We start from the raw sequence: 17014 nt of genomic DNA, 5'->3' as shown, positions 1-17014 counted from the left end.
TTTTTGGAGGTAAGTGATATAAATCATCCGATTCCTTTATGTCGAAAAAATGTCACATTGCCATTCTTAAATTTGTCAAAAATGAATTAGTCCGCCTTAAACACAATATGATTCTGCTTTCTTGCCTCCTCGGTAATCCGTAGGACGATTTTACTCCATTCTCTTAATTGCTTATATTCTTCATGATTATTTGTTTCCATTATATTCGCGATATTCATACATTCATAAACCATGTTTTGTTCTTCCTGGTCCACACTTAGGATTTCGATTTCCTTTGAACGTGTATCATGGAACTTAATTTCTGAAATTGGTGCCGCATCTTCAAGCACAAACGTTCCCTTCTCCCCATGGATTTCACATGGAATAATCGAATCGACGATTTTAGAACAAAGGATGGTACAAACAAATCCTCCATAGTTTAAAAGTAATGTACCACTTCCGTCAACACCGCTTCGCAATACAACAGGATGGTACGAAACCTTTTTAGGTTCGCCGAAGAGACAGACAGCTAAGTACAAAGGATAAACCCCTAAATCAACCAGTGCCCCGCCGGAATAGACGCTTGAGAAAATATTAGGTTCCTGCCCTTCAAGAAATTGATCATAGCGGGAGGAGTATTTCATATAGGGAAGAATCGCACTTCTAAGTTCTCCTGCCATATGCAGTTTTTCCTTGAGGATTTTAAAATTTGGAGTATGTATATTTCGGATGGCCTCAAATAAATAGACACCATGTTCTTCCGCTGTTTGGTAAGCTTTTTCCAATTCCGCCGTATTAGAGAAAATTGGTTTTTCGCAGATCACATGCTTTTTATTTTTCAAAAAAATAAGGGCCTGCTCGAAATGAAGTGAATTTGGCGATGCAATATACACAGCCTCGATTTCTTCATTTTTTGCCATTTCTTCTAAATCAGTAAAATAGTGAGAAGCGTTATATTGACTTGCGAGCTGTTTCGCTTTTTCCTCGTTTCGTGAATACACTCCAGTTAATTCATACCGTTCACTAAGTTTTGCTGCTTCAATAAAAGCTTCCGTAATCCATCCAGTCCCCACTGTAGCAAACTTAATCATTTTATTACCTCTTCCTCTCGATTACTTTTAGCTACCATTTTATCCTTTTTAAGCCCTCCTTACCAATATAAACATGTAATTTTCCATATTCTATCTGTTTCGAACATCAATTGTTGGGAACAATGGAAAAATATCAGATTTTATGTTATATGTAATAGATATGAAGAAAAGTGCAGGGCCTTGACTTGAGGCCATAGCAGACACTGATGAAAAGAGGTTGAAAAGGTGGAAAATCAAACATCCAATTTCATAAAAGATACGATGATAAAAGATTTGGAATCAGGTAAACACCAAAAAATTGTGACACGATTCCCACCAGAGCCAAACGGCTATTTACATATTGGACACGCTAAATCAATCATTATAAACTTCGGTTTAGCTGATGAATTTAATGGACTAACTAACTTACGTTTTGATGATACCAATCCGTTAAAGGAGGATATCGAGTTTGTAAACTCCATTAAAGAAGATGTGAAATGGCTTGGATTTGAATGGGATAACTTATTCTTTGCTTCCGATTATTTTGAGGAAATGTACAACCGGGCTGTCCTATTAATTGAAAAAGGCCTTGCATATGTGGATGACTTGTCAGCAGAAGAAATCCGTGAGTATCGCGGTACGTTAACAGAGCCGGGAAAGAATAGTCCTTATCGTGACCGTTCCATTGAAGAAAACCTTGAGCTATTTAAAAAGATGCGCGCAGGTGAATTCGATAATGGACAAAAGGTACTCCGGGCGAAAATTGACATGAGTTCACCGAATATCAATTTACGTGACCCTGTTATTTACCGTATTTCTCATGTGACACACCATAATACTGGCGACAAATGGTGCATTTATCCAATGTATGCTTTTGCCCATCCGCTTGAGGATGCGATTGAAGGGGTAACCCATTCTATTTGCACGATTGAATTTGAAGATCAACGCCCTTTATACAATTGGGTGGTCGAACAATGTGAGATGGAAAACACACCACAACAAATTGAGTTTGGCCGTTTGAATGTGACCAATACGGTGATGAGCAAGCGAAAGCTTAAGCAGTTAGTAGAAGAAGGATTTGTCGATGGCTGGGATGATCCGCGCATGCCGACTATTTCCGGAATGAGAAGAAAAGGATTTACTCCGGAATCCATCCGTTCTTTCGTGAAGGAAACCGGTGTTCACAAAGGTTCCGGTGCGGTCGATTCCCAAATGCTCGAACACTATGTACGAGAGGATTTAAAATTAAAGGTTCCAAGGACTATGGGGATTATTAACCCTTTAAAAGTGGTAATAACTAATTACCCAGAAGGCCAAATAGAATTACTTGATGCAGAGATAAATCCAGAAAATCCGGATATGGGGATGCGGAAGATTCCGTTTTCTCGTGAAATATATATTGAAAAAGATGATTTCATGGAAAATCCGCCAAAGAAATATTTCCGCCTCTTCCCAGGCAATGAAGTTCGTTTAAAACATGCCTATTTCATTAAATGCGAAGAAGTGATCAAGGATGCAAATGGTGAGGTTGTAGAGCTTCGTTGTACTTATGACCCAGTAACCAAGAGTGGAACGGGCTTTACTGGCAGAAAAGTCAAAGGAACCATTCATTGGGTAGAAGCAACCCATTCTGTTCCAGCGGAATTCCGTTTATACGAGCCGCTTATATTGGATCATACAGACGAAAACAGTGATGAGGGGAAAACAACTTTCCTTGATCATGTCAATCCAAATTCTTTGGAAGTTCTTCAGGGCTATGTTGAACCAAACATGAGAGAAAGCAGACCCCAGGATAAATTCCAGTTCTTCCGCCACGGCTATTTCAACGTTGACCCTAAGGATACGACCGTTGATAAGCTTGTTTTTAACAGAATCGTCTCTCTTAAGAGTTCATTTAAGCTATAACAGCGTAAATACAACTTATAAACTTCTTATTATACGACAAAAGAACCAGGCTTATTGAAAGCCTGGTTCTTTGTCATTTGATATTGGTATATCTAAAATCACTTTTGTGCCTTTCCCCGGTGACGCGACAATAGACAACTCACCACCGACAGAGCGTGCCCGTTCATCCATACTGAACAGACCGACTCCAAGGGTCTGTTTATCTATTTCAAACCCTTTCCCCTTATCCTCAACCATAACTCGGACCATATCATCCATTTCTCTTATTGTGACGGCTGCTTCCGTTACCTCCGCATATTTCCGTATATTCGTTAAAGCTTCTTGAATAATCCTGTATATGGTCAGTTCAATACTAATCGATAGACGTTGGTTTAACACACAATCAAAATAGACATCGATATTATAATGGTCGGAATAACGAGATAAAAAAGACCGAATAGCCGGGACTAAGCCAAGGTCATCTAACACAGAAGGACGCAGTTCCCACGAGATTTCCCGAATCTCTTCAATTAATTGTGCCGCTTCTTCCTGCATCTGCTGTAACAGTGGATGATCGACTTCTGACATTAAGCGATTAATAGTAATTAAATGACTATAGAGATTTTGTCCAATTCCATCATGTAAATTACGTGACAGACGCTTCCGTTCTTCTTCCTGAACATCAATAATGGAGCTCATCATTTGTTGAAGCTCTTGTTCAACACGCTTTCTTTCGGTAACCTCATACCGAATGGCAACATATTGATAGGGTCGTCCTTGCTGGTTTAAAAACGGAACAATGGTAGTATCTACCCAATAATGAGTCCCATCTTTAGCTCTATTTAAAATTTCGCCCTTCCAAACCTTGCCCGCTCCGATTGTTCTCCACATCTCTTTAAAAAAATCTTTAGTATGATAGCCTGAATTGACAATCCGATGATCATGGCCGATGAGCTCATCCCGAGCGTATTTTGAGATATGACAAAATTGATCATTCACATATGTAATCGTCCCTCGCGAATCGGTAATGGCGACTATCGAAGATTCATCAAGGGCAAATTTATAATCCATCAGTTCGTTTCTCGCCTGCTGCATATCCATCTCTAGCTATCCCCCTGATTAAATCCAAGATAATCCCTTAATAGATCCTCTAAAGCCTGACCCGAATTATTTACCCATTCTTGATCTGAATCGCTAAACGATCGATTTTCGCGATTACCAACCAGTAAGACCCCTTTTGGTATACCATTAAAAAATAAAGGGACCGCATAGCATGTGTTCAGCTTTTCAGCAAGAGCAATTGGATAGTCCGTAACTTTTCCTGCTGCCTGATGAGGAAAGTTTACCATCATCATCGAAACTCCTGTTGAAATAATCTTCCCGGCTATACCTTTCCCAAAGCGGACAGATATCCGTTTATATTTATCGTTTAAATTGCCCACAGCATAATGCCATTTTACGTTCGGACCCACTCTATTTTGGATGGCAAGGCCGACAAAATCACAGCCAACCTGTTGCTTTAATTGGTCACATACGTCAATAACTGCTTTTATTTCTTGTATTTCAGTCATCCCGTGCTCCCCTTATATCCCATAACCTAAGAGACCTTTTTTCACGGCATACTCTACCAGCTCTGGCCGGGTTTTCATTTGCAGCTTCTCCATCACTTTTCCTTTATGGGTTTCAACCGTTTTGACACTAATAACGAGCTGCTCTGCAATTTCCTTGTTGGAATACCCTTTTGCTATAAGGGTAAGCACTTCTTGTTCACGGTCAGACAAAAGATGGTACAAATCATCACTATCTTGTTTAGCCCCCGCTAAATATTCTTCCATTAATCGTTTCTGTGCGGCAGGATGGAGATAGGCATCCCCTCTCGCCACTGATTCTATTGCAGACATTAACTCAGCATGAGGCGCACTTTTTAAAATACAGCCAGATGCCCCGCCTTCGATGGCACGGAAAAGGTACTCCTCGTCGTCATGCATCGTTAAAATTAGAATATTTACCTCAGGCATGAGTTTTTTTAGTTCTGTTGTGGCTGATAAGCCGTCTTTTCCATGCGGCATGCTTAAATCCATAACAACAACATCAGGTTTTAATTTTAAGGTCTTTTTAATCCCTTCATTTCCTTCCGATGCTTCTCCGATTACTTCCATTTCTGGATTGGTATTCAATAACATCTTCAAACCGCTTCTGACAACTGCATGATCATCAACTAACAGAATTTTTATCAATGATAAAATCTCCTTTGCTACTATAAGGGCAATGACAATTCAATTGATGTCCCTTCTCCTATTTTAGAAGATATCACACACTTACCGCCAGTGAGATGCATTCTTTCTTTCATCATGGCAATTCCTGATGAATGTGAAGGAAGAGTGCCGTCATGTTCTTCAAGTTGAAATCCTTTACCGAAATCATCAATGGTAATCTTTAATTCTGCTTCTAACCAATGGAAAGTCATTTTCACTTTCGATGTATCGGCATATTTTGCAATATTGGCCAGCGCTTCTTGGCACACACGAAAAACTGCAATTTTAGAGCGCTCAGGCAGGTTGGACTCTCCACCCACTGATTCTAAGTCCACCAATATCCCAAACGTAGATGTATACAATTTCAGATAGCTTTTCATTGCTGGAAGTATTCCAAAGGCAGTCAGGGTAGGAGGATGTAACTCTACAGATAATAATCTAATCTCCTGGATTGTTTTTTCAATCAGCTGTGACATTTCATGTACATAATTCTTCATCTGCTGCTCGTTTATCCCTGATTCCACAACCTGTAATCCTGTTAAGATACTATATAAATTTTGGCCGACACCCTCATGCAGCTCTATGGCAATCCGTTTAATTTCCTCTTCTTGTGAATCAATGATATATGAATTTATTTTTTGCATTTTCTGTCGTACATCCATTTTAAGTTCCCCCCTTTAACCTGCTAATTTGAAAGTTAAAAAATTCAGGTTCTCATTAAAAGACCTGAATTTTTTTTATTTTATAGGTTAACCCGCTGTCTGCATCATAAGCAGACCACACTTCGTCTGATTGATTGACTTTACTTGTGAGCGGGACTGCAAGAAAATAAAAATGATCAAAATAAAACCGAATATGTGTATGATCAGGACAAAACTGTACGGTTTTAATTGTCTTTCTTACAGCAGCCGCTTGGTCACTTCCTTGTTCATCCTGGATAATAATATCAACTGGAGCTCCAGTAAACTGCTCTACATCTGTCAACTTAATGAGTTCCACAGCTATTACATCCCTTCAAAACTGGATAGATGAACATTTTGTAGCCTTGCAAATATTCCCAAAAGGCATCACCAGCATTTTCTTCGATAAATTGGATCGTTTCTTCTTCAGACTGCCAATTGCTCATACCCTTAATTTCTGCCACAACCATTTCAATACCTTCAACTGTTTTTTCTTCTAAAAACCAATTTAACCGCTTTTTTGCAAAAGTCTGTTTCAATAACTCATCAATCTCGGCTGCAAAACGCCCTGTTGCTGGTCTTACAAAACAGAAATCAATATAAGTCTCACTGGTCATTGACATTCACACCTTTTTTATAAATAAGCAAGGCAATCGGAAATAATATTATGTTGATAACCGCAGCGATGATGGTGTTCGTATAATTTTGATAGAAATATTGATGGACCATATATTGTGTAAAAATTATGTTTAACAAAAGTACAGCCAAAAGGAGGCCAACGGGTACGTAACTACGCTTCATAACGTTTCACCCCCACGGCATAAACAGCACCGTTTTCTACTTTCACATAAACCTCAGGAAGCGGACGTCTCGGCGGTCCGGCAATTGGTTCTCCTGTTTTCACATCAAATTTACCGTGGTGGCATGGGCATAACATCTCACCTTCGTCCTTTTTCCAAAACACGGGACAGCGGAGATGTGTACAGGCATTTTGATAGGCTACATATTTATTTTCAGACAGTCTGATTAAAATCGCACTGTCATGTTCACCAGGGAAGGCAAAATCAACGGCATCTCCCACAGGGATTGCACTGACATCAGTAATTTTGTGCTTCGGGTATTTTTTATCACTAAGACCTGATAGCTCTTTCGCTGCTAAAGCCCCCCATGGAAGAGAGGAAACCGCGAATACACCTGCGGCTCCGACCAATGTTTTCATGAAACCGCGGCGATCCAGCTTTCGTTCATTATTACGATTAATATTGTGAGTATAGTTATCTTCATTGAACGGGATTTTATTATTTTTCTCTGTCATATCTAATCCCTCCTAAAACAATTTAGTGACGCCCTGAAGGATTCCAGGAAGATTCACTTTTACATTTGTTTCGCCTTCTAAGTAAGGCATACTTGTTACCCATTTGCCATTATCGAGGTTAAATTGCTTTTGCTTTGCTTCAATTTCCTCGTCTGTCAACCATTGTAATGTATTGGATGGACAAACGCTCGCACACATCGGTGGAATTCCATCCTTTGAACGGTCGATACACAAATCACATTTATACATTAAATTCTGCTCTGTATCAAACTTTGGTATTCCATACGGGCATGCGATCGTACAGTTTTGGCAGCCAATGCATTTTTCAACCAAAGCGGATAAAACGGCTCCGCTCTCGTGAATTTGGATCGCCTGAGCCGGGCAGCTTCGAGCACACGCTGGATTAACACAGTGTAGGCACATCAGCGGCATCGTTTGACGGTTAACAAGCGGATTAACGTCATAAACATAGTTACGGTTACGCTCTTCGTGTCCGCCACATTGTGTACAGGCAGCCAAACAAGAACGGCATCCTATACAGTTTTCAAGTTCTAGATATAATCGTTTTTTCATTATAGGACCGCCTTTCTTGTAAGTTTTTCTATCTGCGCTGCACAGGCTTTGAATTCTGGCATCCTTGACATCGGATCAAGAGCAGCAATCGTTAGTAGATTAATAGATTGATCGTGGCCAAAATGGTAAGGAACAAACACAGTATCTTTACGTATGGCCTCTGTGATCTTCACTTTATATTCTGCTTCACCTCTGCGAGTATAAAGCCTTACATATTCTTCATGTTCAATATTGTATTTCCCAGCTGTTTCTGGATGTACCTCCACATATGGCTCAGGGCACATATCACGCAGGAACTGAATACGACGAGTTTGGTTACCTGATAAATAATGGAACACAACGCGGCCTGTGGTTAAGCGCAAAGGATATTCTGCATCTGGCTCTTCAGCAGGCGGACGATAAGGAAGGGCACAAATTTTTGCCTTTCCATCTGGATGATAGAATTTTTTATCTAGGAACATATGTGGTGTGCCAGGATCTTTTTCATCTCGGCAAGGCCAGAATACTCCGTCTTGCTTGTCAATTTTATCCCATGTTGCACCGTAATAATCAGCATAACCACCCTTAGTGGCTAGACGGAATTCATCGGCAACATCTCTAGCTGTTTTTAAATGAGAGAAATACTTTCCTCTTCCAAGGTATTCGGCAAGCTCGGCTTGAATCTGCCAATCAGGCTTTGATTCACCTAGCGGTTCTTGCGCTTTATTGATTTTTATTATACGTCCTTCAAGATTCGTAACTGTGCCTTCATCTTCAGACCAAGTAACTGTTGGAAGAATCACATCAGCAAATTCTGCCGATTCAGACAGATAAAAGTCAGCACAAACCATAAAATCCAGGTCTTTTAGCGCTTTGCGGACAAAGTTTAAATTCGGGGCAGATACTGCTGGATTTGAACAAAGTAAATATAAACCTCTTATTGTCTTTTGATCCATTAATTCAAACATTTCATATGCAGAAACACCAGGCTGCGGCATTTCTTCAGGAGTAATTCCCCATACCTTACATACTTCTTCTACATGTTTAGGATTAGTAATTTTACGGTAACCAGGTAGTAAATCTGATTTCTGACCATGTTCACGCCCGCCTTGGCCATTCCCTTGACCAGTGAATGTAGCAACACCTGATTTAGGCCGGCCAATTTTCCCTGTTACTAGTGCCATATTTGTATAGGCAGACACGTTATCTACCCCTTTATGCTGCTGTTCAATTCCACGGGCAAACATAACAATGGCATTCGGTGCCTTTCCGTATAGTTCTGCGGCACGAATAATTTTTTCAGGTGCAACACCAGTAATTTGGCTAGTATATTCAGGGGTAAATTCTTTCACTAAATCCTTTGTTTCTTCAAAACCATTTGTATGATTGTTAACAAATTCCTCATCGGCATATCCGTTTTGGATTAATAGGTTAAGGATGCCGTTCGCAAGTGCAAGGTCCGTTCCTGGTCTTAGGTCTAAGTGAACATCTGCTCGTCTAGCGATTGGTGTTTCACGCGGGTCTGCTACAATCAAGTAACCGCCTCGTTCCTGTACGTTCCAAACACGAAACATAGACGTTGGATGACATTCCGCTGTATTACTTCCTGCAATGAACATGCAATCAGTTTCATGGATATCTGTCCAAGGTAATGTTGAACCACGGTCAACACCGAAAGAACGAAGGAATCCGCCAGCAGCACTTGACATACAGAAGCGCCCATTATAGTCGATATAGCGTGTTTGCAGTGCCACACGTGCAAATTTTCCTGTTAGATAGCATTTTTCATTTGTCATGGAAACTCCACTGAAGACGGATAATGTATCTTTGCCATATTTCGCTTGAAGTTCCGTGAATTTCTTCGCAATTAAATGATACGCTTCATCCCATGTCGCCTCTCGGAAGCCCTCTTTCGTTCCTTTTAAGGAAGCATCATCACGGATTAACGGTTTTAAAATACGATCGGAATGGTTTGTTTGCTGATAAGCGGTAACCCCTTTAGGACACATTTTTCCAACCGTTACCGGCCAGTCATAGCGGGGTTCAACCCCAATAATTTTGTTTGTTCTTGTATCTACTCGCAAGTTCATGCCGCACTGCATACCGCAATAGCTGCAATGAGTCTTAACCAGAGTTTCATTTGGATGACGTACATTTTCAATTTCTTTAAAAAATTTATCCCTTTGCATTCTGGTTTGCCTCCTTAACCTTTACTTGATGTGTTGGGAATCCTGAAAATCTAGCTATGCGATATTTTCTTCGGCATGGCAGGCATAATTCAGCAAGATTAAATCCATCTTCCATGTTAAATTCCATCTCATTTACGCCTAATACATTTATGACATCCTTTGATTGTTCAACAGATACGAAATGATCTCCGCACACTTTACATTTTTTCATTTCCTGTTCAGCGTAATATTCACGGTAGTTTCTTGCGAATACACTCATTGGCCGGAAAGGGATATGTGCAAGTTTTCCAAATGGTAAATATATTAACGTTACTATTACTGAAAATTGATGGATTAGTGACATTTGCGGCTGCATCCAGCCGTGCAGCACTACGTTTTGAAAGGTTAGCAGTAAGCCCGTAACTGAAATAAATAATAATAAGTAAAGCGGCAAGAAATCATACATGAATTTTTGTTCTGCTCTAGCCTGCATGTTTTTTAAACGGCGGTATAAAGCCATACAGACACCAGCTGTTACCATGATTGCGGCAATATTAAGGGCATTATAGGACATCCAGGCAATAATTCCATCCGCTTTGACATGCATAAGGTTCATCCCGAAAAGTACGATCGTATAGTAACCATTGTCTTCCATTGTGAAATACATCCAGCTAAACACTAGTGGAAAGGTAACCATACAGGCAAGGACACAACCCCAGCCGATTAGAATATGCTGCACCCAGCGGTACACGCCACGGTTCCGGATGAAGTCAAAAATGGCTAGATGACTGACTGCTGTTTTAGGGGTACTTTTTCTGAATAAAAGCTTTAGGCCTTTTTTGATAATTATTTTGGTTGGCGGTCTTTCACCCCATGCAATGAAGCGATAGAAGAAACCGCCGATGAAGACAAGCGTGCCGACCATATATCCGTATAGGTTTAAGTCAATATGTGTAAACATTCTGGTTCCGATAAAGGTTAAAATGATAAGTCCGACGATGGTTAAAAACATGGATTTTGCAAAGTGTGATGCAAAGGCATCATTTACAGTGCGTCCCGCTTTTTTTGTCGTTGCAACAGTGGTTGATTGCATTTTCTTGATCCTCCTCAAAAAAAATAACACTTCCGTTTTTTCTTACCCTTATTGTAAGAAAAATAGAAGTGTTATCTATATCAGGGAAATCCCCTATTATGCGGGGGAAAAACCCCTAAAAAAGTTATTTTAGACAAATTCCTGTCACAAACGAATGGTGGAAGTTTTGAAGATGGATGAATTCAAGAGCGCACTGGCTTTCTCTTTCCCGTTGTCCAAATACAGGTTTACTTTTGAACGTACTTTTTCCGCCATGAGTATAGGAGAAGGACTAAACCAATTGTTATCTGCAAAGAGAAAGCAATCGCATCCCAAAATGAGTTCGAGCCAGGACCATATGAGAATCCCGGAAAAACTTTTTTCCAAGCAAACAATACTTGTGGGATATAAAAGAATATATAGAGAGAAACAGTCAATAAAACACCAATAAAATAAAAAATGGAATAGATAAGGACTGTTTTCCTTTCCCCAACAAACACCTCATCTTTTATTTCATTGGTCTGTAATATTGGAAGTTTCTTTCTTATCATTTGCTGTGCATTTTCCATTAGATTATAGCAGCCAGATACATTCTCTAAAACAAAATAAAAATCAGTTTTCATGTAAACACATAGTTGATATACCATTCGGATAAAGGTATCTAATATTATAATATTCATTACACCTTGAAGAATATTTGAACTATCTGAAACGGTCAGCTTACTAACTAATGTTATTGATAAGATCACAGTATCAAAGGAGAGGCCGGCTAAATATAGAATATTCCTTTGTTTTGAGGGCAATTTCCAAACAGATGACATGTCAGTTTCCAGAACAATTAGAAATAATCTATGGCCAACTTCCAACTTAGTCGGAAGACTATGGGCCCTCATTGCTAGAACATGTCCCAATTCGTGAATACATACTAACACGAATGTTATAACAAGCCATGCTGGAATATTAAAAGTCATATATTTAAATATAAATAAATCCTTATACTGGGGAACTAACGTAGGTTTGGAGATAAAAAGGAACAGATTCATAAAAAATAAAGCTGCATATATATAGTTAGCAGTTCTATTAAAAAACAACTTCCCCATTTTAGGAGGTATCCATAAAAATCCTCGTTCACTCTTTAGTACTGGGTTAGAAAATCGTTCAATATTCTCACCATCAAGTTTAGCAACTAGATTCATTTCCATTAGTAACGAAGCAAATTCAAGAAGATCAACATCTTCATTAGGATACTTTTCTTTTAACTGCGCTTCTATCGAACCTAAATGAGTCCCTTCATTGATTAAATGAATAGCTTCAATGCAGATCTCTGGCATCTCATAAAAATCACCAGTGTTTATATCCTCGACAATAAAATTTCTCTTATCCTGACGAATCTCAACTGGGACTAATAATAGATGTGAACTAAGCGAAAGGCTCATTATAACACCCTTTTATAATTAATCTAGAAAAAAAGGATGTCTGGCACTTTTCCAAACATCCTTTCTAACTCTTACAATCCAAAATAACCGCACCACCAGCAAGTTGTTTTAATTTTCTTAAGCTTTCTAATTTTCATTTTTTCACCTCCTCTACAGGTACATATTTTTTTGTCCATGGATATTTTTCATGATATTTTACCCATTTTGGAAAAATCTTTTTAAATTCCTCCACTATCTTAGGGTCAAATTGTGAGCCCTGACCTTCAATTATTCGGTTATATGCTTCTTCGTTGGACATTGCTGCCCGGTAGGAACGAGAAGAAGTCATAGCGTCGAAAGCATCTGCGACAGCTGTCACTCGAGCTAGAAGTGGTATTTCTTCTCCTTTTAATTGATCAGGGTATCCCTTACCATCCCATCGTTCATGATGAGAACGAATAATAGAAATACAATCTCTAATTCCATCTACATCATTCACTGCATTTGCTCCTACTACAGGATGAGTTTTAATAATTTCAAACTCTTCCGTTGTAAGTTTACCAGGTTTCATTAATATAGTATCAGGAATGTGTACCTTCCCAATATCATGTAATAAACATGCATTATAAAAGGACTTCTCTTCTTTTTTTGTAAACTTAATGATTTCTTTTGCAAGTATTAATGCGTAATATGCAACCCTTTCACTATGCCCCCGGGTATATGGATCTTTTAATTCAAGGGTTGCAATTACACCTTTTACAATCCCTTCCAATTGATTATCATAAGATGCACTTATTGCCTTAACATAACCTTGAAACCGCACCAATAAGAAAAATGACATAATTGTTAAAATTGCAGTCAGACTTCCTGCTAGGAAGACATAGGTAGTATCTAAAATGAATCCAATTAAAAAATACTTAGCAATTATCCCTAGGCTTACTATCCAAAAGTATCTGGAACTTAAGAATATTGGTAAGGTAAGAATTAAATAGACCTCTACCATATTTCCACTAGCATAGGATTCTCCTCGTCCATAGTAACTCAAAACATCAACAATAAATGCCGTTATTATGAAGGTAATAAAGAAAACATACTTAATTTTGTCTTGTTTATTTTTTTTATTTAAGAAATAAACAACAGGAATCAGTGCTGCTAATACAATATAATTGAAGTACCAAAAAGGGCTGGGTAAACCTATCTTTCTATGTGACATAAATGCAGGAAAAACGTAATAATACAAAATATCATAGCCAAAATAAATTAAATAAAAAAATAGTAAAAACCATTTAATTGTTCGTTTCTCTTCGAATGGTATCATATTATCCCCCAAGTATTACTAAGACAAAAAACAACAAAATCGGACACATACCACCGTCATTTTAGTTCTTTTAGCAAAATCTATAAAATTTCGTTATTCTCATTTATTATAGCTTATCTTAAAAGTCCTTAAAACATATTATTTTGCCGATTTTTGTACATTTATAAAACTATTTTATTGTATTTTTTTCTGCATTATCGGTAGAGAAACTTTTACCTCTGTACCTTCTCCAATTACACTCACAATTTTCAACTCTCCATTATGATCCTTAATGATTTGATTTGTAACCATTAACCCAAGGCCCGTTCCATCTATTTTTGTAGTAAAGAAAGGTTCTCCTAAATTTAAGAGGTTACTATCCTCTATACCACATCCTTCATCCTGGATAGAGATATACATTTTTTTAGAGGCCGCAGTTACATTAATCTTAATCTTGCCACCCTCAACCATGGATTCAATTGCATTCTTTATTAGATTAAGGAACACTTGCTTTAATTGTTTTCCATCACATTCAATGGGTGGTAAAGGACCTTCCATAAACGTTTCAATCTTAACTCCCTGCATCTCAGCCTGTTGTTGAGTAATTGATAGAGTATAAGCAATAATTTCTTCAATACGCGCTTTTTCAAAATTTATTTCTTTTGGTTTACCCAGATACATTAAATCATTGACAATTGAATTAATCCTATCAATTTCCTGAATCATGATAGGATAGAACTCATTTGAATCCGGATTCCGCTCATTCTGTAATTGCGCAAAGCCTTTTAAGGATGATAATGGATTACGAATTTCATGACCTATCCCTGCAGCCATTTGACCAATAACGGCTAACTTCTCTTTATGACGTAATTCTTCATAAACAGCAGTTAAAGATTTGATATAGGAATTAAATCGAATTAGTACAGTATATGCGATTAAAGAAAAGATAATATAAATAACAATAGGCATTAATACATGCATACTTTGTAAAATTAAGCCTAGTATTACTTCTTTGCCGATAAGCCCCAATGATACTATCCAAAAGTATCTCTTATTTACAAAAATCGGGCTATATAGGTAAAATAATACCTCAACAATATTACCAGATGTATATGGTATAATTTTACCCCAATAAGTAAGTAAAGTATCAACAAAATCAATTCCTAAGTAACTATAAATGTAAATATACTTAACAATAAAAGGATTACCCTTTTTAATAAAATAGACTCCAAAGATTAAAACCACTAATAATAAACCAAGGCCTCCCATACTTGTGGAAATTTGGTCTTTTTCTTTATATATTGTTGATTTACTTAAATAGTAAAAAATCTCAAAAGAATAATACACAATATAAAACAACCATAAAAATAAAATAATAGCCTTTCTTTCTTCAAGAAATAACTTGGGATTTTTGTTTCCCTCTTTCATACTCGTTTCTCCCTAACTCACTTGTATTAAAAAAGTAGATATTCTAACCTATTCCTATTCTACCATTTTTTTAATAATTATAATGACAATATTTTTGTCGAATCGATTAAATTCGACATTTTTCGATTTTTTTATCAAAAAAAAAAAGAACTTACTAAAAGCAAGTTCTTTTTCCAGTTGATTAGCTGACGTTCTTGATTCGGTCAGCTTTATAATTTAGTGTTGAATGCCTGCGTCCATAACCAAAGTAAACAAGTAATCCAAGCACTAGCCAAATAGCGAAACTAACCCATGATATAGCTGGAAGCTGAAGAGCTAAATAGCCACAGAATAAGAAAGCAAGGATCGGGATATAAGGTACAAATGGTACACGGAAACCTGTTTTGGGTGCCTGCTTATTTTTACGAAGATATAAGATTCCAACTGATACAGTCATAAAGGCAAATAATGTACCGATATTAACCAATTCCGCAAGCCTTCCTAATGGAACTAATCCCGCAAAGATTGATACCACTATACAAGTGATCCAAGAGTTCATCATTGGTGTTTGTTTCTTTTTATCTACCTTAGAGAATACCTTAGGCAGTAAGCCATCACGGCTGATTGCATAGAATAAACGTGTTTGTCCATAAATCATAACTAATAATACTGTCGTAATACCGGCAATAGCGCCCAGAGAAATGAAACCAGCCACCCAATCCTGGTGGATGTAGTTAAGAGCAAAAGCTACTGGGTTTTTAACATCTAGCTGCTGATAAGGAACAATCCCTGTTAATATACCGGATACAAGGATATATAAAACCGTACAAACTAATAGTGATGCAATAATACCAATCGGCATATTTTTTTGTGGATTTTTCACTTCTTCCGCGGCTGTGGCAACAGCATCAAAACCAATGTAAGCAAAAAAGACTGTAGCGGCACCCGTTGTCACACCAGAGAATCCAAAAGGCATAAACGGAGTCCAATTACTTGGTTTAACATACCATACTCCAACAACAATAAATAATACGACAACTGCCAATTTGATAAGAACCATAATAGTATTTAATCGGGCAGATTTTTTTACACCTTGTGTTAGTAACATTGTGATAATAAATACAATTAAGATAGCTGGAACATCAATATACGTTCCATTTGCAGGATTATAAGCACTTGTGATGGCTTTAGGAAAATGTACTCCAAACCCTGCTATTAACCCTTGGAAGTAGCCTGACCAACCACTGGCTACTGCTGAGGATGCAAGCCCATATTCGAGAATTAAATCCCAGCCTAAAATCCATGCGATAATCTCACCAAAGGTAGCATAGCTGTAAGTATAAGCACTGCCGGAAACCGGGACTGTCGAGGCAAACTCTGCATAACATAAGGCTGCAAATACACAGGCCAACCCGGATAAGACAAAGGATAGTATTAAGGCCGGCCCTGCATGTTCGGCTGCAGCTACTCCCGTTAACACAAATATCCCCGTTCCAATAATGGCACCAATTCCAAGCATTGATAAATCAAATGCTCCTAACTCTTTCTTTAAGGTTACATCCCTTTGACCAGCTTCTTGAATAAGCTGTTGTATTGATTTCTTTCTAAATAAATTCATTATATAACCCCCCTCGGGCTGATTTCGGAAATTTCTGAAAAGATATTTAAAACTTATATTGGATATAATATAATCATTTTTCAGAAAAAGCAATAAATTTTTAAAAAATAAACTATTTCAAAATAGTTCCAAGACATTAATTCCCATAAATATGTACTATTTTTACGTATTTTTCACTATCATCAACTGTTTTACTCGAATATTACGTTATTGTAGAAAATCTTTTTTTATATATTAAAAAGACCAACTTTCTCTTCTGAAGTGCTTTTTCCGAACGAACACGTTCCATCCCCTATAATATG

The 17014-nt window shown here is 37.8% G+C and carries 17 protein-coding genes; 1 reads left to right on the top strand and 16 read right to left on the bottom strand.

Annotated features, from left to right (window positions below):
• Positions 1 to 86: 86 nt before the first annotated feature.
• Positions 87 to 1067, bottom strand: a complete 981-nt coding sequence (locus V7077_RS21305; RefSeq protein ID WP_335505669.1) for a Gfo/Idh/MocA family protein — start codon at positions 1065 to 1067, stop codon at positions 87 to 89.
• A gap of 228 nt (positions 1068 to 1295) precedes the next feature.
• Here V7077_RS21305 and V7077_RS21300 point away from each other — a divergent pair, with 228 nt between their 5' ends.
• Positions 1296 to 2954 carry a glutamine--tRNA ligase/YqeY domain fusion protein gene (locus tag V7077_RS21300; protein ID WP_335505629.1) on the top strand — a complete coding sequence of 553 codons (1659 nt, stop codon included), beginning with the start codon at positions 1296 to 1298 and terminating at the stop codon, positions 2952 to 2954.
• Between the two features lie 51 nt (positions 2955 to 3005).
• Here the strand turns inward: V7077_RS21300 and V7077_RS21295 are convergent, their stop codons facing one another.
• From V7077_RS21295 to V7077_RS21225, 15 genes are all read right to left on the bottom strand, one after another.
• Positions 3006 to 4034 carry a PAS domain-containing sensor histidine kinase gene (locus V7077_RS21295; protein WP_335505627.1) on the bottom strand — a complete coding sequence of 343 codons (1029 nt, stop codon included), beginning with the start codon at positions 4032 to 4034 and terminating at the stop codon, positions 3006 to 3008.
• A 2-nt stretch (positions 4035 to 4036) separates the two neighbouring features.
• A complete protein-coding gene (locus V7077_RS21290) occupies positions 4037 to 4504 on the bottom strand; it encodes a GAF domain-containing protein (RefSeq protein WP_335505625.1) in 468 nt (155 codons plus the stop codon).
• Positions 4505 to 4516: 12 nt separating this feature from the next.
• Positions 4517 to 5170, bottom strand: a complete 654-nt coding sequence (locus tag V7077_RS21285; RefSeq protein WP_335505623.1) for a response regulator transcription factor — start codon at positions 5168 to 5170, stop codon at positions 4517 to 4519.
• A 20-nt stretch (positions 5171 to 5190) separates the two neighbouring features.
• Complete coding sequence (locus tag V7077_RS21280; RefSeq protein ID WP_335505620.1) at positions 5191 to 5850, bottom strand: sensor histidine kinase; 660 nt, start codon at positions 5848 to 5850, stop codon at positions 5191 to 5193.
• Positions 5851 to 5905: 55 nt separating this feature from the next.
• A complete protein-coding gene (locus V7077_RS21275) occupies positions 5906 to 6187 on the bottom strand; it encodes a hypothetical protein (protein WP_335505618.1) in 282 nt (93 codons plus the stop codon).
• Positions 6174 to 6485: a hypothetical protein gene (locus V7077_RS21270; RefSeq protein ID WP_335505616.1), complete on the bottom strand. Its 312-nt coding sequence runs from the start codon at positions 6483 to 6485 to the stop codon at positions 6174 to 6176. Before V7077_RS21270 ends, V7077_RS21275 begins: the two co-directional genes overlap by 14 nt.
• Positions 6475 to 6669 carry a hypothetical protein gene (locus tag V7077_RS21265; protein ID WP_335505614.1) on the bottom strand — a complete coding sequence of 65 codons (195 nt, stop codon included), beginning with the start codon at positions 6667 to 6669 and terminating at the stop codon, positions 6475 to 6477. The genes V7077_RS21270 and V7077_RS21265 overlap by 11 nt, the downstream gene beginning before the upstream one ends.
• Positions 6659 to 7183 carry a Rieske (2Fe-2S) protein gene (locus V7077_RS21260; RefSeq protein WP_335505612.1) on the bottom strand — a complete coding sequence of 175 codons (525 nt, stop codon included), beginning with the start codon at positions 7181 to 7183 and terminating at the stop codon, positions 6659 to 6661. Before V7077_RS21260 ends, V7077_RS21265 begins: the two co-directional genes overlap by 11 nt.
• Before the next feature lie 12 nt (positions 7184 to 7195).
• Complete coding sequence (locus V7077_RS21255) at positions 7196 to 7756, bottom strand: 4Fe-4S dicluster domain-containing protein (RefSeq protein WP_335505610.1); 561 nt, start codon at positions 7754 to 7756, stop codon at positions 7196 to 7198.
• On the bottom strand, positions 7756 to 9924 hold the full coding sequence (locus V7077_RS21250) for a molybdopterin oxidoreductase family protein (protein WP_335505608.1): 2169 nt from the start codon (positions 9922 to 9924) through the stop codon (positions 7756 to 7758). The genes V7077_RS21255 and V7077_RS21250 overlap by 1 nt, the downstream gene beginning before the upstream one ends.
• Complete coding sequence (locus V7077_RS21245; RefSeq protein WP_335505606.1) at positions 9911 to 10996, bottom strand: hypothetical protein; 1086 nt, start codon at positions 10994 to 10996, stop codon at positions 9911 to 9913. Before V7077_RS21245 ends, V7077_RS21250 begins: the two co-directional genes overlap by 14 nt.
• A gap of 227 nt (positions 10997 to 11223) precedes the next feature.
• The gene (locus tag V7077_RS21240; protein ID WP_335505604.1) at positions 11224 to 12411 is read right to left on the bottom strand and encodes a hypothetical protein; all 1188 of its coding nucleotides are present in this window, start codon (positions 12409 to 12411) and stop codon (positions 11224 to 11226) included.
• Between the two features lie 133 nt (positions 12412 to 12544).
• Positions 12545 to 13708, bottom strand: coding sequence for an HD-GYP domain-containing protein (locus V7077_RS21235; protein ID WP_335505602.1), 1164 nt, complete (start codon positions 13706 to 13708; stop codon positions 12545 to 12547).
• Between the two features lie 174 nt (positions 13709 to 13882).
• Positions 13883 to 15115, bottom strand: coding sequence for an ATP-binding protein (locus V7077_RS21230; RefSeq protein ID WP_335505600.1), 1233 nt, complete (start codon positions 15113 to 15115; stop codon positions 13883 to 13885).
• Between the two features lie 181 nt (positions 15116 to 15296).
• Positions 15297 to 16712, bottom strand: coding sequence for an amino acid permease (locus tag V7077_RS21225; protein WP_335505598.1), 1416 nt, complete (start codon positions 16710 to 16712; stop codon positions 15297 to 15299).
• Positions 16713 to 17014 lie beyond the last annotated feature (302 nt).

It is taken from the genome of Neobacillus vireti, from assembly GCF_036962465.1.
GTDB lineage: Bacteria > Bacillota > Bacilli > Bacillales > Cytobacillaceae > Neobacillus > Neobacillus vireti_B.
Note: the sequence above shows the minus strand (reverse complement) of the source record. Positions and strands in the feature narration are given on the sequence as shown.

Bases quoted from the DNA above. Each gene is read 5' to 3' on its own strand.
- V7077_RS21295 (WP_335505627.1), bottom strand. From the start codon at position 4,034: ATGGATATGCAGCAGGCGAGAAACGAACTGATGGATTATAAATTTGCC.
- V7077_RS21290 (WP_335505625.1), bottom strand. From the start codon at position 4,504: ATGACTGAAATACAAGAAATAAAAGCAGTTATTGACGTATGTGACCAA.
- V7077_RS21280 (WP_335505620.1), bottom strand. From the start codon at position 5,850: ATGGATGTACGACAGAAAATGCAAAAAATAAATTCATATATCATTGAT.
- V7077_RS21270 (WP_335505616.1), bottom strand. From the start codon at position 6,485: ATGACCAGTGAGACTTATATTGATTTCTGTTTTGTAAGACCAGCAACA.
- V7077_RS21265 (WP_335505614.1), bottom strand. From the start codon at position 6,669: ATGAAGCGTAGTTACGTACCCGTTGGCCTCCTTTTGGCTGTACTTTTG.
- V7077_RS21260 (WP_335505612.1), bottom strand. From the start codon at position 7,183: ATGACAGAGAAAAATAATAAAATCCCGTTCAATGAAGATAACTATACT.
- V7077_RS21255 (WP_335505610.1), bottom strand. From the start codon at position 7,756: ATGAAAAAACGATTATATCTAGAACTTGAAAACTGTATAGGATGCCGT.
- V7077_RS21250 (WP_335505608.1), bottom strand. From the start codon at position 9,924: ATGCAAAGGGATAAATTTTTTAAAGAAATTGAAAATGTACGTCATCCA.
- V7077_RS21245 (WP_335505606.1), bottom strand. From the start codon at position 10,996: ATGCAATCAACCACTGTTGCAACGACAAAAAAAGCGGGACGCACTGTA.
- V7077_RS21240 (WP_335505604.1), bottom strand. From the start codon at position 12,411: ATGAGCCTTTCGCTTAGTTCACATCTATTATTAGTCCCAGTTGAGATT.
- V7077_RS21235 (WP_335505602.1), bottom strand. From the start codon at position 13,708: ATGATACCATTCGAAGAGAAACGAACAATTAAATGGTTTTTACTATTT.
- V7077_RS21230 (WP_335505600.1), bottom strand. From the start codon at position 15,115: ATGAAAGAGGGAAACAAAAATCCCAAGTTATTTCTTGAAGAAAGAAAG.
- V7077_RS21225 (WP_335505598.1), bottom strand. From the start codon at position 16,712: ATGAATTTATTTAGAAAGAAATCAATACAACAGCTTATTCAAGAAGCT.